Genomic DNA, 18,318 nt, shown 5'->3' with positions numbered 1-18,318 from the left:
AGAAAGCGTTGGATACGGATAATACTGTTCAATTGATCAAATTGGCTCTTGATGCCTGTGATATGCGTCAAATTGCCTTAGCCAGTAATATGGCCAATATCCATACCCAGAACTATCAGGCTATAAGCGTCAATTTTGAAGAGCAATTAGACAAGGGTTCAGCACTTAAAAAGCTGGATTTATCGTCAATTAAACCTTTCTATCAGACAGAAGATATTAAGCTTTCTCCCGACTCTCTTTTGGCTGAGGGACTTAAAAACATGACACATTATCGTGCACTTATGCGAGGCCTTAATCAAAAATTATCCATATTGAAAATCGCTTTACACGGGAACAGTTCATCATGAGTTACAATCAGGTTTATCATATTGCTGCCGCGGGCATGGAGATCGAAAAACTGCGCTTTGAGATAGCTGCCCACAACATTAGTAATCAATACACTCTACGAAATATCGATGGCTCCTCTTTCCAACCGAAACAGCTTATTGTCTCGGCTCTTCCTTTCGATTCCATTTTAACGGAAAGCCTAAAAGGCAGCGTCGCCAAGGTAGACATCGTACCTGAAAATCTTCCTCCCAATAAAGTTTACCAACCCAATCATCCTGAAGCCGATCAAGAAGGCTACATTAACTATCCAGGATTAAGCACCGTGGATGAAATGACTACTCTTTTACGCGCCTCACGCACTTATGAGGCAAATATAAAAATCATGAACATGGCAAAAAGCATGTATATGCAAGCCTTAAGCATTGGAGAAGAGCGATGAATCTTAATGGTATTGAACCCGTGAATTTTTCTTCTGAAATAAAAACCATAGAATCAGTCCAGTATGAACAGGGGAATTTTGCTCAATGGTTAATCGATAAACTAGGAGAAACCAACCAACAACTTAAAGAAGCAGATAGTGCCTTACAGGAATTGGCTAGCGGAAAAAGTCAAAACATTCATCAAACCATGCTCACACTCGAGCAGGCCAAATTGTCCATGCAAATGATGGAACAAATTCGTAATCGAATCTTCTCTGCCTGGCAGGAATTTATGAAGGAGCAGATATAAGTGAAAGTACTCATCCATTGGTTTTTTCACCTGTCTTTGAAAGAACGCATTATTTTCAGCAGTTTTTTTATCATCATTCTTTTTTTTACACTCGCTTTGATAGGATGGACAATACATCAACCATACTCTGTATTATTTAAACAGTTAGATGCACAAGATGCGGCACAGATGATTGAGAAGTTAGAACAAGCCAATATTTCATACCAGCTAAGCAATGAAGGCCGTGATATCCTGGTGAAACAAAATGAGGTGAATCAAACTCGCCTGAAGTTAATGAGCGCTAACCTGCAAATTAAAGGAAATATTGGATTTGAGCTTTTTGATCAAAATGATTTTGGCATGACAGATTTTTCCAGAAAAATCAATTATCAACGCGCTTTGCAAGGTGAGCTGGAGCGTACCATTTCTTCTTTGGAAGAAGTTCGCCAGGCTCGTGTGCATTTGGTAATGCCAGAAGAACATCTTTTTCAGGAAGATACGAGAAAACCACAGGCAGCAGTCACATTAAAACTAGATCATGCCTTATCCCAACAACAAGTACTCAGCATTCAACGATTAATTGCCGCCAGCGTCCCGCAACTGAATCAACAGGATGTAATCATCGTTGATCAAAACAGCAACGATCTGACAGAGTTGGATGAAAAAGACACCAAAAATCATTTAATGTTGAAAAAAAGCCTTGAGCAATACCTGAATCAGAAAGTACAGAAACTACTTGTACGTATTTTTCCTGAACATCAAATTGCTGTTTCCGTAGATATAAGCATTAATTACGATGAGTTACAACGGGAATCCATCATTCCTCAACAGGAAGGGAGAATAACGCACGAAAAAGAAGTTCGCCATGCTATTCAGGATAAGATGAAAAAAAGCAAGTGGGATGAAGATATCAGCCTGGAAAAAAGTGTCCAGTTCGGAACACAAAAAGAATATTTCAAGCGAGCATCGGGCTCTATTGAATATATCAGTATCAGTGTCGCCCTTCCTGCAGACACAAAACCTCAAGAGATACAGCAGATAGAAAAATTAATTAAAAATACGATAGGCTTCAATAGCCAACGCGGAGACAGCATCAGTGTCGCAGCTCTCATTCCGCCACCCTCAACAAAGAGTAGAAATTTGCCAAGAAAAATAGTTGAGCACAAGAAAGAATCCCGAGAATTATTTCTCCCTATTTCGGGAAGTTTATTGCTTCTGTGTTTTATCGTCATTGTTTTGAGACAAATACAATATCGCAGAAACCGTCATTTGCTTCTCAAAGATTTAATATTATGGCTGCAAGAGAATTAAATCATGAAAAATCTTCTACTGGAAATAGCTCGATTACCTAAAAAACACCAATTATGGATTATTAAGCATTTGCCTGATGAATTACGTAAAGGATTGGTTAAAAAGAAAGGTTTATTACTTTTAAAGCAGGCAAGAAATTTTACCAAAATCAAAGCAAAACAGCAAGTTAGTTTACCTGTTTACAGCGGCTCCCGCCTAAGAAATTTTTAAAAAGCGGTATTAGCTCAGTTTTTATAGGGCAAGCGCAAGCGCTGAAATTAGATTCAGTCTAAAAAACAATCAATTTACAAGGTAGTTCAAATCCAATCCGGTATATAATAACAAAAAGATGCTTGCAGCATTATGATGAATTAGGCGCTAATGATGCCTTATGTCCAAACGCTAAAGCAGACCATAAGTCCTCAATACTATTGATAAAAAAATCAAAAAATAATGCTCGTTTTCTTTCCCATAACGAGCGCTTAGTATGCAATCTTGCAAGTGCTTTTTTAAATAGTTTACAGCCAAGCTGCTGCAGCTGATCAACAAAAAAAGCAAGCATCATCAAATGAGCAAATACGGTGCTCAAATGTTTATTACCATGACCAAAATTGTGCTCAAACTGATATCCTTGATTTTTTAATGTATTAAACGTTTCATTTTCTATCTTATGTCGTGCCCGTCCTCCTCTCATAATTTTGTAAGCATTCTTTTCAGTTAAGGGAATATTGGTTACCCAAACCCAACGCTGTTTTTTACCATTATCATGCACCTCCCAATACTCTAAAACGTTCACTATACAATCAAGGTGAGTATCATTAATTGCAATTTGATTTGACCAACTAAAACGATGAGTTATTTTGCCTTCTCTCACTTCATGAGTAGCTCGAGGCAATGCATTAAACTCTTCAAACAAATGTTTATGATCCCCTTCTTTGGCAACCAGGATGAACCAATGATCATCATCACATAAGCGTTTGATGAATGGAGCATTTGAAAACAGACCATCCCCTGTAAAAATTAGCTTTAAATGAGGGTGCTCGCGTTTCAGATCATTAAGAAAACGCAGGGCCGCATTACGTTCACAGTCGTTTTTATTGGCACCATCTGTTTTCATAATCGGCTCTGGGGCAAAAGGAATCACCACTTTATGGTCTGGATGAACTATGGCTGCTGATAGCATTTGATGGTAGTAACTAATTCGTCCATTTTTATGATGCCGCTGACAACAGTTATCACAGTGCACATCATCTGAATTGAAATAACCTGTTCCATCCAATGGCATCAAATAGCGGTTCTCATAGTATTTGAATAGCTCTAAATGCTTACTTCTCTGGCATTGCGCAAAGAGACGTCGATAAGTGGGTCGGAGTAAGGTTGGCTCAATTTCATCTAAACGCTTTCTCATCTGAGTATCTGAAGGCACTGCTTTAATACCAAAAATATGCTCGAGATTATGGCTAATCATATCCTCTCGATGGTGACGATCAAACTGTAACAGAGAGGGATATTTCAAACTGAATAAAGCATAGCCCGACATTAACGTATCAACTAAACTGATGGGTCTTTGGCGTTTTTTTACTTCTTTAATCGATGCGAAACTTGTTTTAACTGTTTCAACCAAATCTTTGCAACTCAACATCAGATGTCAACTTTAAAATTAAAAATGACATTTTAAATCATAGACTTCGCGAAAAATATCTTTTTAGACAATTAAAACAACTTATTTACAGCGGGTTCCGGCTTCGCCGGGAACCGCTGACCTGTTTACTTGCCAGAAATGTGTAAATCGTTAAACAAAACATCTGAGTTATTTACTGCCATTATACTTTATGAAGGTCAGTTTTCATGGGCTGAGGATTTTTTAAAACAGCACCCTCATCAGGAGGAACAAGTGAGAATCTATCTTGCCGGCAAAGTTAAGGACATTAAGCCAACTGTCCGGCAAACGGTTTTTCAACAGTGGACTAAAAAAACATCTTTTGCTGAGTTCATCGAGGTATCTCATGGCTAATGTACTCCATAATATTATTGTTGTTAGCTCTAAAGAAGATGTAAACCAACAAGCCATTGAAAAACGTCATGGAACCAAAGAAGAATGCAAATGCAAATCCGAATTAGCTCATCTGAAAAATGAATATTTTCAAATGGGATACGAACAGGGGCGAGAAAAAGGTATTACCGAAGGAATCTCATTAGAAAAACGCAATAAGCATGCAGAAAAAAACAACTTAACCACATTATTAAAATCTCTGATTAAGCAAGTACCTTCCGAAATTTCTTCTCTAAGAGAAGATTTAAGGCAGGATATTGCTCATATTGTGTTAAGCATTGTGCAGCCCATTTTTGTACAACGTCAGTTAGACAGAAGTTGGCTATTTAACAGATTAATCAAATACTTACTCAGTTAAATCATCGGCAAGAGGTTGAGCTTATTTTGCATCCTGAAGATATAGAACAATTACAAGCCCATAAAATTCATTTAAAAACAGCCCACCTCAGATCTTTAAAAATTTGTTCTGATGATCAGATCTTTTCAGGAGGCTGCCGTATTAAAACTCAGCATGGTCTGTTTGAAATAAGCATTGAGAAGCAGCTTCAGCAATTAAGAGAGAAACTCATGAACATTCAACCTGGGGAGTATAATGTCTGATGTATGCACGTCACTTCAGTCTGTCGAACGACTTGGAACGATAGAACAGGTGAATGGACTTCATTATGTAGCCAGTGGTCCACCACAAGTCTTTATTGGAGAATTATGTGAAATCACTAACCATCAACACCAACCTTTAATGACAGCCGAAGTGACTGGATTTAATCATGGCAAAGTCTATCTGATGCCTCATAGCCACCGGCCTGTTTGCATGGGCTATCCCGTACGCGCAATAGGTAAAGCTTTACAAATCAAGGTTAGCTCCGCTCTTTTAGGACGGATTGTCAACGCCTTTTGCCAACCTATCGATCATCAAGGCCTTATAAAATCCGGTGAATCAGTGGCTATTCACCGTCCGCCGATGAGCCCTTTGCACCGTTTGCCTGTATCAGAACAAGTAAAGACTGGAATTCATGCCATAGACAGCCTTATGCCAGTCGGACGAGGTCAGCGAATAGGTATTTTTGCAGGTAGCGGTGTTGGAAAAAGTTCACTTCTTACTATGATGATTCAACACATGCAAAACGACATCAATGTCATTACATTTATTGGTGAACGAGGACGGGAAGTCAACGATTTCATTTATCATCATTTATCCGTTGAAGAAACAGCCAAAAAAACCATTGTTGTTGCTGCCTGCAGCGATGAATCGGCTATAATCCGCCGCCAGGCTGTTTATACAGCAACAGCTATTGCTGAATATTTTTGCCAGAAAGGTAAAAACGTCGGTCTTTTTGTAGACTCAATGACTCGATTTGCAATGGCTCAGCGCGAAATTGGCTTAAGTTTAGGAGAACCTCCTACAGCAAGAGGTTACACGCCAAGCTGTTTTTCCAGCCTTCCAGGCCTTATAGAAAGAGCAGGACATTTTCAGGATCAAGGCAGTATTACTGGCATTTACACTGTTTTAGTTGAAGGAGATGATCTTAATGAACCTGTCGCAGACAACATGCGAGCTTTACTGGATGGACATATTGTCTTAAGTCGGCAATTGGCTCAACAAGGATGTTATCCCGCTATTTCCATTACCGAAAGTGTGTCGCGTCTGCAAAATCAGTTATTCAATCAAGAAGAAACAAAAATTGCACAAGATATTTTTTCAATATTCAGCTTATATCAGCAGCACCTTGAATTGATTGAGTTAGGAGCCTGGCAAAAAGGACAGAACTCCCGGCTGGATTATGCCATTGAACGTATAGAAGCTCTAAAAAGCATCATTCACCAGGGAAACAGTCTCCCTCTGCCCCACACTGACTTATGGAAGAAATTAATGGAAATTATATCATGAGCAAAAACATTCAGGCCATTCAATTTAAAATTGATTTTAAATTAAAAGATGTTCAACAAAAACAAATTACAATAATGAAGGAGATTGAAAATATTCATAAAACCATTGACAAAAAAACGGTAAAATTAAACAATACGGACAAGCTTTCCGCGACGATTGTCCCGGAAGTTGAAATTGCAAGAATGAGTTTTTTTGTCCAGCTTCAACAGGAAATAGCTGTATTAATAAAACAGCTACAGGAATTAAAAAAGGAAAAAGCAAGGCTCGATAACATGGAACTACGTTTAAAAACGGAACAGAAGTTAATTGAAAATTATGCCAATCGCCAATATCAGAAAGAACAACAGCAGCAAATTCGTCAGCAATATTTAGAACTTGATGAATGGATAGTTCAACAGGGGGCAACTTATGAAAGTTGAACTCTTACCTGTTCAGATTCAAGCCAAATCACTCGACGTAATCAAGGGTCAAGACTGTTTCTCTTCTTTCGAAAGCTTTTTAAAATCGCCGGCTGGTCAAATGACAGAAGATCAGTACCATCTAACCCAACAGGATTATCTGGAACAATCTTCCTTAAATTTTCAGTGGCAAAAACCATCTCAATATCATTATGATCAAAGACAAAATTTTATCGAAACAAAAGCGAACAAAGATGATTTTTTAGGAATCGATTTGGTTCAGGATTTAAAAAACGATATTTCCCTCAACTTTACAATAAAAGAAGTATCAAACCGCACTGAAGAATTTCAATCGCAGGAGCTACTTGGATTCATCAAAAAACAATTACCGACCATTTCTTTATTGAATTTAAGAACCAGCGAAATAAAGGAGAAAACACTTGTAAAACCAGAGCAATCAGCAGAACCTATAAAAAATTCAATAAAATTTCATCATCAAAAATTCCATCTTTATCTTTGCGAGAATACCGTTGAACTCAGCTTTCATTGTGAAAACATATCCAAAGAAGAACTTACTCATCTTATAGCCTCTATAAAATTCATCCTACTGAAAAAAGGATTACAACTCACGGTTTTAAAAATTAATGGAGTAAAACAATGACCGACGCCATTGAATCAACCAGCAGTACTTCCATCAATCAGGCTGACTATTTAAAGCTGTTTATGCAGGAGCTGACCTATCAGGATCCGTTAAAACCCGTGGATAATAAAGAGTTTATGGCTCAAATGGCTCAATTTTCCATGCTTCAGGAGGCACAAGCCAGTAAAGAGTTATTAAGCTAGCTCTTGGGCATGACCAGTGCAAATCAGGCATTAAATTTATTAGGAAAAAAAGTAAAAATAAAAAACAGTAATGAAGAAGGTTATGTCACTAATGTCCTTTTTTCAGATAACGATCCTCCCCGTCTCTCCATTGGCATGAAAGGAGCGAAGGTCGAGCAAGTCATTCTTAATGACATCGAAGAAGTGTTAAGCCAGGAAAGTTTCTTATGAACAGCATCTATTACACAAGTCTCACAGGCATGATGGCAGCAAGTTTCGGCTTGCAAAACACCTCTAATAACGTCTCCAACATACAAAGTCCAGGTTTCAAACGCAGCGATGTTTTCTACTCTTCCCTGGGATATGATGAACAATTTGGTGGTCTTGGCTCAGGTGTCACCATCGGCGGAAAGGCCATAAATTTCAGTGAGGGGAAATATCTTCCAACCAACAATGCCACTGATTTGGCCATCATTGGTCAGGGATTTTTTATTGTGCGTTTGAAAAACGGCGAGTTTCTTTATACGCGGGATGGAGAGTTTGTATTTAATGAGAGTGGCATTTTAATTGATCGTCACAGCGGAGGCATCGTTCAGGGCTATAATTCCGCTGGACATCTGACTCCCATTTATGCCAAGGGACCGGAAACTGCTGTAGGAAAAATCACCCATCATGTCTATTTGAAAGGTAAATGGGTTATTGAAAAACAGGATTCAAGTGAAAAAGGTGACAACGATCCAACGCCTCCGGATCCATCGGATTCCATGGAGGATAAAAATCAATACAAAAACATTAAATTTGATGTGACCAGCATTTACGATAAACAAGGCAACGCACATCAGGTTACGCTTGAATTTAAAGCCAGCGAATACCCTGCAGACGGTACTGAGTGGACACTGATTAGCGCCACTTGTAATGATGCCGAGATTTATTTTGAGCCCGAGCAGTTGATTCGCTTTTCCAGTAAAGATGATGGTAATGCACAGGAAGAATATTCCTCCTTAAGATTTACTTTAAATGGCAGCCAGACGATTAACGTTCACTTGGGAACATATATGAGTGGCGCTGACTCTTCTGTCATAACAAAAGATAAAACCATGGTTAACGTACCGGATGCAGATACCATTGAGGTAAACGAGCAGGATGGCTACGGTGCAGGCCAGCAAATCGATTTCTTTTTTGATGATAACGGACAAATCACCTATCAGTATGATAATGGAGAGAAACTTGAAGGGATATATATTGCCTTGGCACGTTTTGATGAGACGGAAACCACACTTATGCAAACAAGAGATAACTTATTCAAAGCAAAAAACAACAAAGGATTGCATATAGACAGACCAAATAAAAAAGGCCTGGGCAGTATTCAACAAAAACAACTGGAAACCTCCAACGTCGATCCCACCAATGAGTTTGCCAATATCGTGGTTCTGCAGCGAATGTTTCAGGCCTGCTCTCAAATCATGGATATTGACAAACAACTTATTGAAGAATTAAGCGGCCGAAAATGAATCCTTATCGATTGATCACTTCTGAGGAATTGTCTTATTTAAGCATGAATATTAAACAAAATATTCAGTGCTGGAATGACAGTTATGCCCTTTTGCCAGCTCAAGTTGAGTTTTCCCGCACGTGGCCAAAAAATGAGCTTTATTCGTATGCTTTTATAAAAGATGATGAATTGTGCCTGGCAGTGGCCACTGAATCATTTATCCCCATGATATCTGGAGCACTGTTTGACGCAAGGGAAACAGAATTTCAAAAAACGTCTGAATGTTTCAGTTTGAAGCTCATCCAGCACATCACTGGCTATGAAGTAAAATCTGCCAGAATCCCTGCAAATATTCCAGCCAGTTGGCAATATCATGGTCACTGCACTCTTGCTTTAAAACTTAGTTGTTTAGATCTCGAATCTATTCTTTTACTTAATCCAGAATGGGTGTATCAGCAACTGCCAAAAGGCAAATCCAGCGATAAAGTATTGTGGAAAATCAATGAGGCACTGAGTGAAGAACTGCTTGAGGGTGTAGTGCTGCTATCAAATTGTGTTTTACCTTTAAAAAAGCTCAAATCATTAAAACCCGGTGATCTGCTTCTTACCGATCACAAAAAAGAGCAACCTCTTCGCTTAATTCTAAAGAAGCAACCGATTGCTGAGGCTTTTTTGGGACAAAAACAAGGCAAGAAATCCATAAAAATTCGGAGTATTTTATGACAACTACAGCAATGAGATTTCAGTATGAAGAACAACAGAATTCGCAAGAAACTGTGCAAAAAGAACCTGATTTTGCTTCTTTTATTGACAGCATTAATGTTGAGTGTGAAATTCGCGTGGGAACTTTAAATATAAATGTTGGTGATTTAAAACATCTGGCCCAGGGGCAGATTCTTCAATTAAACGAAAAAACATCTGAGTCTGTCGATATCCTGCTTAATAAAAAAATCATAGCCCGAGGTGAGCTTGTCTGCTGTAATGAATATTTTGGTATTAAAATAACGGAAGTATCATGAAATCCAGTTTATTCTTTATGACTTTCGTAAATAAACCGCTAGCTATGGATTTGTCTGCAACAAAAGCGACGAGCCAACCAGCTATTTTTTCCTATCTGATCCTTATATTATTGTTTTGCTGCCCAATATCATACGCAGGAGCAAACGTCTCATCTTTTCCAATTCAATTCGATGAAAATTATATCGCTCCTGCCCTGCAAATTTTTGTCGGTCTTTCCGTACTGAGTCTCGCTCCCGGTATTTTAATGATGCTCACCTCCTTCACTCGTAACATTGTGGTGCTTTCCATATTACGAATGGCATTGGGATTGCAGCAAACGCCGCCTAATTCTGTTTTAATCAGTCTGGCTTTATTTCTCACGTTTTTTACGATGATGCCCATCATAAACACTATTTATCACAATGCCTGGCAACCTTTGCAAAATCAGCAAATGAGCATTGAAACAGCTATATACAAGGCAACTATTCCTCTTAAAAAATTCATGCTCAATCAAACCAGAGAAAAAGATTTAATCTTATTAAGTAAAATGGCACATGAGCCAACGCCAACCCAGAAAGAAGATGTAAAATTTTATACACTTGTTCCTGCCTTCATGCTGAGCGAACTGCAAACCGCTTTTCAAATCGGATTTATGATTTTTTTACCCTTTCTTCTAATTGACTTAATTGTATCTGGCATATTAATGACGCTCGGTATGATGATGGTGCCACCCATGAGTATTTCCTTGCCGGCCAAAATTCTTGTTTTTGTCCTTATTAATGGCTAGGATTTGGTAATTCAAGCTTTAGCAGGCAGTGTGCGTTTATAGGAATGAAATGAATAAATCAGTAGAGCAGACATTGGAGCGCTATTTGTGCTTTCTTCAACAAGATCCGGAAAACATCAATCTTCTGCTTGATATCATTAAATGTTATGTAAAGATAAAAAATTACACACAAGCACTATATTATTGCGAACAAATAAGGAAGAGTAAGCCCTTTTTAGCGCTTTTAACTGAAGGAAATATCTATTTTAAGCAAAAAAAATATCATATGGCTTATAGGCTTTATAAAGATGCCTTCAAGCTGGAGGATAATTTTTCCATTCGCTATCATTTAAGTCTGACATTCTTTCATTTACAAAAGCTGGATGAAGCTTTAAATATTTTGACGCCACTCATTCAGGAGCATCACACCGAAGCTCTCGTTCTGGCGGCAAGAATTTTTTATCAAAATAAACAACCCGCAGCAGCTCTTTTGCATCTTGATGAAATATTGACAAAAAACTCACGGAATGCTGATGCTCTGGCCTTTAAGGCTTTTATTCTATTTGAACAAGAACAAATGGATAAGGCAGGTGAATTGGCTGAACAAGCATTGAGACACAATCCTTATCTTTATGAAGCAAAACTGGTAAAACTACTATTGCATCAGAATCTCAGTCATGAACAATTAAACGATGTTCACTTCTTACTTGGTATGCATCCACATGAGCCTCGCTTATGGTTTATGCAGGGACTCATTTTCTTTTCACAATTTAAAATTAAAGAGGCTGAACATTCATTACAACAGGCGATAAATCTTTATCCAGAATATTACGACGCTCATATTTCATTATACTGGTGCCAATTATTACAGGATAAAAATAAGGATGCTTTTGTTTCTTGTCAAAAAGCCATTGAAATAATGCCGCAAGCTGCGGAAGGATGGGGTGCATTGGCTCTTTTTCATGCCCTTCAAGATAAATTTGATATGGCTAACCATTATCTTAAAAAATCACAGCAGCTCCTGGCGTCTAATTTAATGGTAGAAATGGCTGAGCTTATCATCCTGAAAAAGCACAATCCTCTCCTGGCACAAAAAAAATTCAATGAACTCTTTGCCAATGACATCCACAACTATAAAAAAATATTTGAATATTTATTATCAAAAGCCCCACAAGTCCATTAAATGAAGCTTAGAGAAATATGATAACGCGATTCCGCCAAGTATTCACAGAGTTATCCACAGAATTTGTGGGTAAAAACAGAAAATTTTTTAACCGAAGTAAGGTTTTGAGTCTTATTGATGCTGATGTTTTAGGAATGGCCTGTGCAAATCCGCGAGAACAAGTGTGAACGATAAATAAACTTATCCACAAGTAGAGCCCATTTAAATTTTGCAGGAAGCTAAGACACTATATCAGAAAATTCAATGAAAAACAGACTTGATTTTTATTTTTTTATTCATCCAAAATGAACCCAATCAAAATGATAAAAACATGATATCTTCAAAACATTCTTTTGCTTTAATAGTGGTATCTGCAACTTCCCCCAAAATAAGAAATATAAAATTTAATGATCGTTATAAAGATGCATATTTCTTTGGCTCAGGATTATTTTTCACGGAAAGTAAAGTTGATTTATTTTCAGGTAAATTTTGACGAACCTTCATTAGCGCAACAATTTCAATAGAGCAAAGCTTACCCGGTGGATGACCATGATTATACCATTCTTCAGGCTGTATCTGGCGCTTTTTAGGTATATCGATAGCTTCTAATGGAGCGGGTTTTTTATCCTCACATAAGGATTGAATGTTTTCCTTTACTCCTGTATTCAATAAATTTTGTTTTTCTCGATAAATGTTTTCTTTTTGCTTATTCATGGATTGGTGCATTTCCCCGAAAGCCAGATAATCCTGTTTGCGCTTTCTGTAATGATGAACAGCAAGACCTGCAGCTATCACTAGCCCCACTGCCAGAACAGCAGCTATAGCAAAAGGTCCTGCTGAAACAATAAGCGCACCCATGCCTACACCCATGACACCGGCAGCAATTTCCAGTCCTAAACCCGTAACACCCAATATGCCAGCATAAGCACATAAAAAACTGCCCATAGAACTTAAAGCAGTATACATTTTTTCTTTTTTAGTGATGTAATCGGCAGAGCTTGTCTCTGCCCCTTTTGCTTTTTGATACTGAGTCGGGTTATTTAATTCCTTTAGCATGACTTGCAGTTCATCTTTATCTTCCCTAGAAAGTTCTTTTTTCTTAGAAAGTTGTTCATGTCGTATTTCAATATTGCGAATATAGGCCAATTCAATTTGTAGATTTTCAAATTCTTCTCTGGCTTTTTTCTCAGCCTGATTTTTTTTGTAATTGGCATAAGCAATGATTCCAAAGCCAATTAAAGCAACTCCCGCAAAAGCAATATTAAGACCTAGTGCTACAGCCGCGCTGGCGCCTGTAGTTAAACCGGTATACGCAAAGGATTCTGAGATTTCCGCAACAGAAGCTGATGGGCAAAAAGACTCCAGCAAAGCACCAACAAAACTTTTTCTTTTCAAACGCGAGACATGGTTTTTACGAATAGATAAAGCCTGATCAAGATGTTTTTTTTGATAACCCGGTTTAAGTTTTAGCAATGCATTATAAATGGCATCATTTTTTAATTGAGCAGCCAGAATAAGAGGAGTTTCCTGAGCGTTATTTTCCTCATTAAGCAGTGTATGGGCTTTGGTTTGAGATTTTTTAAGGTTTTCTAATTTTTCAGTACGATCTTTATCTTTCCAGGTTTTTTTATTTTGCACTCTGTCTTTAGCGGCAGTCGAAATACCTAACATTTCATATACAAGTTCATAATAACCTTTTTTCACTGCCAGATGTAAAGCTGTATCACCGTCATTGTTCTTAAGTTCAATATCAATCCCTTTGGCAAGCAAATATTTAACAAGTTTTAAATCTCCCTTTATAACTGCATAATGCAGCAAGGAATAATTTGAATCATCCATATTATTTAACTCATCAAGCAATCCTTCAATATTTTTTAATGCATCAATATCATTATTTAAGATCGCTTTTTTTAAATCTGGTCAAGTCCAAAAAGTGCTGTAAATTCCCATTAATTCAGCCTATCAAGTTAGTACGTTATTTAGTCAAAGCATTCATCCCTACAACATTAGACTTTCCGGCTTCATTCTCAGCCAGCCAGTCATTAAATTCGTCCATATTAAGATAACGCCTTGATTGCCACTGCTCGTTTTGTTCAGCTAATAAAGCGCCAATCAGCCGCCATGCAGAATCATCATTAGGAAATATCCTTATCACTCGTTCTCGGCGCCTGATTTCCTCGTTAATTCGCTCTTGCATGTTGGTGGTGCGAAGTCGCTTCCTGTATTTCTCCGGCAACGCCATAACTACCATGGCATCGTCAAAAGCCTCCTCAAGGCAGGTAACTGATTTTGGTGCTTTTTTCTCAAAGGCATCAATAAAATCATCGCGTCTACGCCTGGCTTCTTCCATATCAGGTGCCTGAAAAACAAGCTTTGCCTTTTCAGCAACATCTTTGCGGTGTCTGACAGAGCAGTGCCCGAGGATGTTGCGCATCAAGTGAACTTGGCATCGTTGCCAGGTTGCACCTTGAAAGTGCTTTCTAGCCGCTTCCACAAGCCCTGCATGCTGGTCTGACACAACATACATCACGCCTTTTAGCCCACGAGATTTTAGCCATTTAAACGCTTCATCCCATGTAGCATAGCTCTCAGTGTCACCAATGCGAAGGCCCAGTATTTCACGGTAGCCATCACTTCTGATACCCGAGATGGTCAAGGCTGCTCGAGACACGACTCTGTCACCATCACGACACTTGATAAACATCGCATCAACCATGATAAATGGGTAGTTGTCACCATCAAACCGACGCTCGTTGAAGGCTCTGACTCTTGCATCAAGACCAGAACACAGTTGACTGACGGTTGACTTTGAAAAACTAGCACCGCAAAGTTCTTCAGTAATGTTATTAACTTTTCTGGTTGATACGCCATTAACAACCATTTCCATCAGAGCCAATACAAAAGCCTGCTCACTGCGTTGATAGCGCTTAAAAATATCGGTAGAAAAAGAGCCATCACGTGTCTGCGGCACTTGAAGAGTGACTGGTCCCACACGAGTGTATAGTTGTCTTGGACGGTAACCGTTACGATAGCCTATACGTTCACCTGAACGTTCATGCTTGTCTGCTCCCAGACTTTCTGACACCTGTGCCTCCAATACCTGATTCAATACACCTTTCAACAAGCTTTGCGAGCCCATCCTGGCTTGATAAAAGTTCTGGAAGCAATTCCTTTCCAACTGTAATATTGTAATCCGTCATCGCTAATCTCCTTCGATAGTTATTGTTTTTCACAACTCAATAGTACCGAATTTTAGCGATGACTCCACTCCTAAAAAGTCAACCTGAATTTACAGCAGTTTACGGACATAACCTTAAATCTTCCCTCATAAGGAATCCTTAATATCGAAACCAGTTAATAAAAAATTATAAAAAATAAGGATTAAGACAATATTAATAAGACTGATTTAAGTCGAATAAAATTTACACAGATCAATAGAAAAAACCATTCACTGCAAAAAAAGACCTAGCAGAAACTCTTCATCAAGTAAGCACTCTCTTTTGTTCTTTACAAAAAAGTAACATATCTTTACATTCTTAAGGTTTCCTTAAGTTTTAAGTGTTATCTTTTTAACAGTTTTAAGCTGATGGGAGATTTTTCATGGGAAAGCCTAATAAAAGTAATGACTGCCAACTTTACATACAATCCCGCATTCCGACGGAAAAGGATTCCCATTTACTGGAAAAGACCGATGCGGCTTATGTTGTGACACACGACTATAAACTGTTCTATGTCACAAAAGCTGATATTAAAAAATCTGGCACGGATAAGATAAACAAAAAAAATAAAGCTAAAATTGAAATTCAAGAAATAAATGACGCTGACACTCATCAAATTATAGAACAACTTAAGTATACATCTCATTTTGAGAAAGAAGAAACTACTCGTGCCTGCGATGGCTTAACAGCAAAACAATTAAGCACTATTTCAGCCAATAGCGAGCATGTTCATCGACCAGGTTATGTCAAACAATTGGTTCATTGTTTTAAAAAAGTACAGTTAAAGGATCAGTTTTCTGTAAAGGATAGAGAATTCTACATGGAAGCAATAAAATATTTTGGGGACTTTATTCAACATGTACAGAAAGATATTGTTGATCAAAATTTAGATATCTCTCATTTTTTAATGCCTGAAGATGCGGATGTCATTGTGAATGGATATGAGCAATTGCAGCGCTTACTGCCCACAAATGGCGAAAATGTTCGTTTTCGATCAGCAACATCTGGCATTACTTCGTTTTACAGTAAAATTCTTGATTTCAATAATGATTTTCGAACAAATAAAGCATGTAAACACATAATGGATGAAATTAAAACCAAAATGAACATCCAAGTAAAACCTGATCAAGGAACGCGCAGGCAGAAAATATTAATCGCTCATTTAAAATCTGAATGTGAGAAATACAAAAAACACTTAAATATAGAGATGCGCAGAACACCTGATGACAGCAATCCAAGGGATGAAGCTGTGGATACTTCTCTTGCTGCAAAAAAGTTTAATAAGGTACAAGGCTTAATTACTACTCTTAATGATAATACACAAAGTGCTACAGCCAGAATCACCAGATTTACAGATGATTTTAATACATATAAAGACCAATTTAAAAAACACAGGGACGGTCCTTTTATACGATTTATTAAAAACGTAGGTTTCGCGCTTTCCTCCTTCTTTTTTGGAGCAGGTTTATTCTATTCAAAATTCAGGAAAGGATCTTACGATTTTACTCAGTCCCATGGAGAAGTTCTTAACGAAAAATTACAGAATCAATTGGATAATTACAAAGAACCTGAATTTGTACAATTTTATTAATATTCTTACAGAGAGGCTGGAGTCATCCAGCTTCTCTGTGGAAGAAATTTATTGCCAAAGCTGTTCCACACCTTTATCGAGATAATAACGGCCAGCTAGCTACCGATTCATAAACCGACTCCTGGCCAGTATTTGTTGACTTCACTAAATGAAAATCCTTTACCTGCCATTCTACAGGTTCTATTTTTGTGGAAGTATGGTCATAATGACAGCGGCGCGCAACAGTGATATGAGGAATAAAAATACGCTTTTCCGATGTATATCCGATTTCCTTTAGTTTAAGTTTTAAGTGATTAAACAGTTGAATCAATTCCTTGGGAGCGTTTTCTGTGCCCAGCCAAAGTAAATGAGCATGACGCCATTGATTTAATCGGGAGATTTGCAGTTTGAAGGGTTTAATATGCAATTGATCCGCTATTTTTTGAGCTTGTTCTAAATACTTAGCGTCAACAGCTCCTAAGTAAATTAAAGTGATATGCAGCTTCGAAGCCTGAATAAATTTGCAATCTGCGATTTTAATAGCGTTAACGGCCGCTTTATACAGCCTCCCTGCTGTCTTATCATCTGGCCATAAGGCAAAAAAATATCGCGCAGATTTTTGTTCAGACATAGCACTTCCTTATTTTTAAATAACCTCAACTCAACGTAAGAATCATGCCTGAGCGAGAGGAGCAAATACCATTTATCGAAGTTTAGGCGTGAGGCTTACGTTGACTTAAGGTTAAACACATTCTATATTGTTTTCTTTTTCCTCGTTTTTCTCCATTAGTGTTTGAACCTGCTGATAAACTTTACTGTACAGCTCTGCTGTGGTTTGATGTCTGCCGCCTAATCCAAAAAAACAAGATCCTTTTGTAGCTTGGTTCTTATACCTCAGCTGATTCTGAGTATATTGTAAAATTTCATCACATTTTTCCTTTGAAGAAATGTACCTAAAATACTGTTTAATCTTTTCAACAATAAGCCCTGCACTTTCAGAGTATTTTTTACCATCCACTTTTTTCCCACCTCCGTGAAGAATATACTTAGGGTGTTCCTCCAAAGCAGATAATATTCTCAATAGATCCGTATCATATTCCTGATAATCTATTTGTTCACAGTTCTCCCGTAACACGTAGCCTTTTTTTATTACTGTTTTGTACTCTATTGCTGTTTGCTCTTTCCCAAGACATGCTTTAGCCTTATCGATCAATTGCTTATCTTTTAATTGATCATAAACTTCAAGTACATCTTTTAGATCCTTTCTATCTTTTGTATATACTGACACCACTTGAAAGTCATTATTGCTTGAAGATACCGTAATTTCTACCTTGTGAGAAATCCCCTGTTTAACCATTTCGACCAACAATGCCCAAGCCTCATCTATTTCCTTTGCGCCTTTAGGAAAATATAAGGTCCATTTACCTTCATTTTGCGTTTCATTCCTGTCATGTTGTTTCTCAATAGAGACATATCCCAGATGAATATCATCTTTATCACTTAATATAGAGGGTTTAACAGAGTTTATAAGCTCTTCTTCTGAAGTTATCCGGGTCTCAGAAACAATTGAAGCTTTAAAATTACCATCTTTATCGAAAGAAAAATGATAAGGTTTGGCCATGATT

Annotated in this window: 23 protein-coding genes and 1 pseudogene; 19 read left to right on the top strand and 5 right to left on the bottom strand. The window is 37.8% G+C overall.

What is annotated here, in order from left to right; genetic code table 11:
* Nucleotides 1-8 precede the first annotated feature (8 nt).
* From E4T55_RS14150 to E4T55_RS14130, 5 genes are read left to right on the top strand one after another with little or no spacing between them, the layout of a single operon-like run.
* Nucleotides 9-347 (top strand): flagellar basal body rod protein FlgB, encoded by a 339-nt coding sequence (locus tag E4T55_RS14150; RefSeq protein WP_058501649.1) that lies wholly within the window; start codon nucleotides 9-11, stop codon nucleotides 345-347.
* Nucleotides 344-766 carry a flagellar basal body rod protein FlgC gene (flgC, locus tag E4T55_RS14145; RefSeq protein ID WP_058501650.1) on the top strand — a complete coding sequence of 141 codons (423 nt, stop codon included), beginning with the start codon at nucleotides 344-346 and terminating at the stop codon, nucleotides 764-766. Before E4T55_RS14150 ends, flgC begins: the two co-directional genes overlap by 4 nt.
* On the top strand, nucleotides 763-1,056 hold the full coding sequence (gene fliE / locus E4T55_RS14140) for a flagellar hook-basal body complex protein FliE (protein ID WP_058501651.1): 294 nt from the start codon (nucleotides 763-765) through the stop codon (nucleotides 1,054-1,056). Before flgC ends, fliE begins: the two co-directional genes overlap by 4 nt.
* Nucleotides 1,057-2,346 carry a flagellar basal-body MS-ring/collar protein FliF gene (gene fliF / locus E4T55_RS14135; RefSeq protein ID WP_058501652.1) on the top strand — a complete coding sequence of 430 codons (1,290 nt, stop codon included), beginning with the start codon at nucleotides 1,057-1,059 and terminating at the stop codon, nucleotides 2,344-2,346.
* Between the two features lie 3 nt (nucleotides 2,347-2,349).
* A complete protein-coding gene (locus E4T55_RS14130) occupies nucleotides 2,350-2,556 on the top strand; it encodes a hypothetical protein (RefSeq protein WP_058501653.1) in 207 nt (68 codons plus the stop codon).
* 130 nt (nucleotides 2,557-2,686) lie between these two features.
* Here the strand turns inward: E4T55_RS14130 and E4T55_RS14125 are convergent, their stop codons facing one another.
* Nucleotides 2,687-3,967 carry a hypothetical protein gene (locus E4T55_RS14125; protein ID WP_058501406.1) on the bottom strand — a complete coding sequence of 427 codons (1,281 nt, stop codon included), beginning with the start codon at nucleotides 3,965-3,967 and terminating at the stop codon, nucleotides 2,687-2,689.
* A gap of 138 nt (nucleotides 3,968-4,105) precedes the next feature.
* Between E4T55_RS14125 and E4T55_RS14120 the strand changes: the two genes are divergently transcribed.
* The 13 genes from E4T55_RS14120 to E4T55_RS14060 are packed head-to-tail and all read left to right on the top strand — an operon-like array spanning nucleotide 4,106 to nucleotide 11,926.
* Entirely contained in the window at nucleotides 4,106-4,339 is a 234-nt protein-coding gene (locus E4T55_RS14120; RefSeq protein ID WP_058501405.1) for a hypothetical protein, read from the top strand.
* Nucleotides 4,332-4,736, top strand: a complete 405-nt coding sequence (locus E4T55_RS14115) for a FliH/SctL family protein (protein ID WP_058501404.1) — start codon at nucleotides 4,332-4,334, stop codon at nucleotides 4,734-4,736. Before E4T55_RS14120 ends, E4T55_RS14115 begins: the two co-directional genes overlap by 8 nt.
* A gap of 26 nt (nucleotides 4,737-4,762) precedes the next feature.
* Nucleotides 4,763-4,978, top strand: coding sequence for a FliH/SctL family protein (locus tag E4T55_RS15675; protein ID WP_058501403.1), 216 nt, complete (start codon nucleotides 4,763-4,765; stop codon nucleotides 4,976-4,978).
* On the top strand, nucleotides 4,971-6,266 hold the full coding sequence (locus E4T55_RS14105) for a FliI/YscN family ATPase (protein ID WP_058501402.1): 1,296 nt from the start codon (nucleotides 4,971-4,973) through the stop codon (nucleotides 6,264-6,266). The genes E4T55_RS15675 and E4T55_RS14105 overlap by 8 nt, the downstream gene beginning before the upstream one ends.
* Nucleotides 6,263-6,685 carry a hypothetical protein gene (locus E4T55_RS14100; protein ID WP_131780768.1) on the top strand — a complete coding sequence of 141 codons (423 nt, stop codon included), beginning with the start codon at nucleotides 6,263-6,265 and terminating at the stop codon, nucleotides 6,683-6,685. The genes E4T55_RS14105 and E4T55_RS14100 overlap by 4 nt, the downstream gene beginning before the upstream one ends.
* Nucleotides 6,675-7,325 carry a hypothetical protein gene (locus tag E4T55_RS14095; protein WP_058501400.1) on the top strand — a complete coding sequence of 217 codons (651 nt, stop codon included), beginning with the start codon at nucleotides 6,675-6,677 and terminating at the stop codon, nucleotides 7,323-7,325. Before E4T55_RS14100 ends, E4T55_RS14095 begins: the two co-directional genes overlap by 11 nt.
* Entirely contained in the window at nucleotides 7,322-7,507 is a 186-nt protein-coding gene (locus E4T55_RS14090) for a flagellar hook capping FlgD N-terminal domain-containing protein (protein ID WP_058501399.1), read from the top strand. The genes E4T55_RS14095 and E4T55_RS14090 overlap by 4 nt, the downstream gene beginning before the upstream one ends.
* Nucleotides 7,508-7,516: 9 nt before the next feature.
* Nucleotides 7,517-7,717, top strand: a complete 201-nt coding sequence (locus tag E4T55_RS14085; protein WP_115325231.1) for a hypothetical protein — start codon at nucleotides 7,517-7,519, stop codon at nucleotides 7,715-7,717.
* Nucleotides 7,714-8,997, top strand: a complete 1,284-nt coding sequence (locus tag E4T55_RS14080) for a flagellar hook-basal body complex protein (RefSeq protein ID WP_058501397.1) — start codon at nucleotides 7,714-7,716, stop codon at nucleotides 8,995-8,997. The genes E4T55_RS14085 and E4T55_RS14080 overlap by 4 nt, the downstream gene beginning before the upstream one ends.
* Entirely contained in the window at nucleotides 8,994-9,701 is a 708-nt protein-coding gene (locus E4T55_RS14075; protein ID WP_058501396.1) for a FliM/FliN family flagellar motor switch protein, read from the top strand. The genes E4T55_RS14080 and E4T55_RS14075 overlap by 4 nt, the downstream gene beginning before the upstream one ends.
* Nucleotides 9,698-9,997 (top strand): FliM/FliN family flagellar motor switch protein, encoded by a 300-nt coding sequence (locus E4T55_RS14070; RefSeq protein WP_058501395.1) that lies wholly within the window; start codon nucleotides 9,698-9,700, stop codon nucleotides 9,995-9,997. The genes E4T55_RS14075 and E4T55_RS14070 overlap by 4 nt, the downstream gene beginning before the upstream one ends.
* Entirely contained in the window at nucleotides 9,994-10,764 is a 771-nt protein-coding gene (gene fliP / locus E4T55_RS14065) for a flagellar type III secretion system pore protein FliP (protein ID WP_223168334.1), read from the top strand. The genes E4T55_RS14070 and fliP overlap by 4 nt, the downstream gene beginning before the upstream one ends.
* Before the next feature lie 49 nt (nucleotides 10,765-10,813).
* Complete coding sequence (locus E4T55_RS14060) at nucleotides 10,814-11,926, top strand: tetratricopeptide repeat protein (RefSeq protein WP_058501394.1); 1,113 nt, start codon at nucleotides 10,814-10,816, stop codon at nucleotides 11,924-11,926.
* Between the two features lie 393 nt (nucleotides 11,927-12,319).
* Here E4T55_RS14060 and E4T55_RS14055 read toward each other — a convergent pair whose 3' ends face one another.
* Together E4T55_RS14055 and E4T55_RS14050 are read right to left on the bottom strand one after the other, a co-directional pair.
* Nucleotides 12,320-13,807 carry an ankyrin repeat domain-containing protein gene (locus tag E4T55_RS14055; RefSeq protein WP_058501393.1) on the bottom strand — a complete coding sequence of 496 codons (1,488 nt, stop codon included), beginning with the start codon at nucleotides 13,805-13,807 and terminating at the stop codon, nucleotides 12,320-12,322.
* 73 nt (nucleotides 13,808-13,880) lie between these two features.
* Nucleotides 13,881-15,105, bottom strand: a pseudogene (locus E4T55_RS14050) (IS256 family transposase).
* A 400-nt stretch (nucleotides 15,106-15,505) separates the two neighbouring features.
* Here E4T55_RS14050 and E4T55_RS14045 point away from each other — a divergent pair.
* The gene (locus E4T55_RS14045) at nucleotides 15,506-16,714 is read left to right on the top strand and encodes a hypothetical protein (protein ID WP_058501543.1); all 1,209 of its coding nucleotides are present in this window, start codon (nucleotides 15,506-15,508) and stop codon (nucleotides 16,712-16,714) included.
* Nucleotides 16,715-16,787: 73 nt separating this feature from the next.
* On the opposite strand, the gene thpR is transcribed toward E4T55_RS14045, so the two are convergent.
* Both thpR and E4T55_RS14035 read right to left on the bottom strand, forming a co-directional pair.
* The gene (thpR, locus tag E4T55_RS14040) at nucleotides 16,788-17,324 is read right to left on the bottom strand and encodes an RNA 2',3'-cyclic phosphodiesterase (RefSeq protein ID WP_058501544.1); all 537 of its coding nucleotides are present in this window, start codon (nucleotides 17,322-17,324) and stop codon (nucleotides 16,788-16,790) included.
* 111 nt (nucleotides 17,325-17,435) lie between these two features.
* Nucleotides 17,436-18,314: a putative phosphothreonine lyase domain-containing protein gene (locus tag E4T55_RS14035; RefSeq protein WP_058501545.1), complete on the bottom strand. Its 879-nt coding sequence runs from the start codon at nucleotides 18,312-18,314 to the stop codon at nucleotides 17,436-17,438.
* Between the last annotated feature and the right edge of the window lie 4 nt (nucleotides 18,315-18,318).

Source organism: Legionella israelensis (assembly GCF_004571175.1).
Classification (GTDB): Bacteria; Pseudomonadota; Gammaproteobacteria; order Legionellales; family Legionellaceae; genus Legionella_D; species Legionella_D israelensis.
This window is presented reverse-complemented; position numbering and strand designations above follow the sequence as displayed.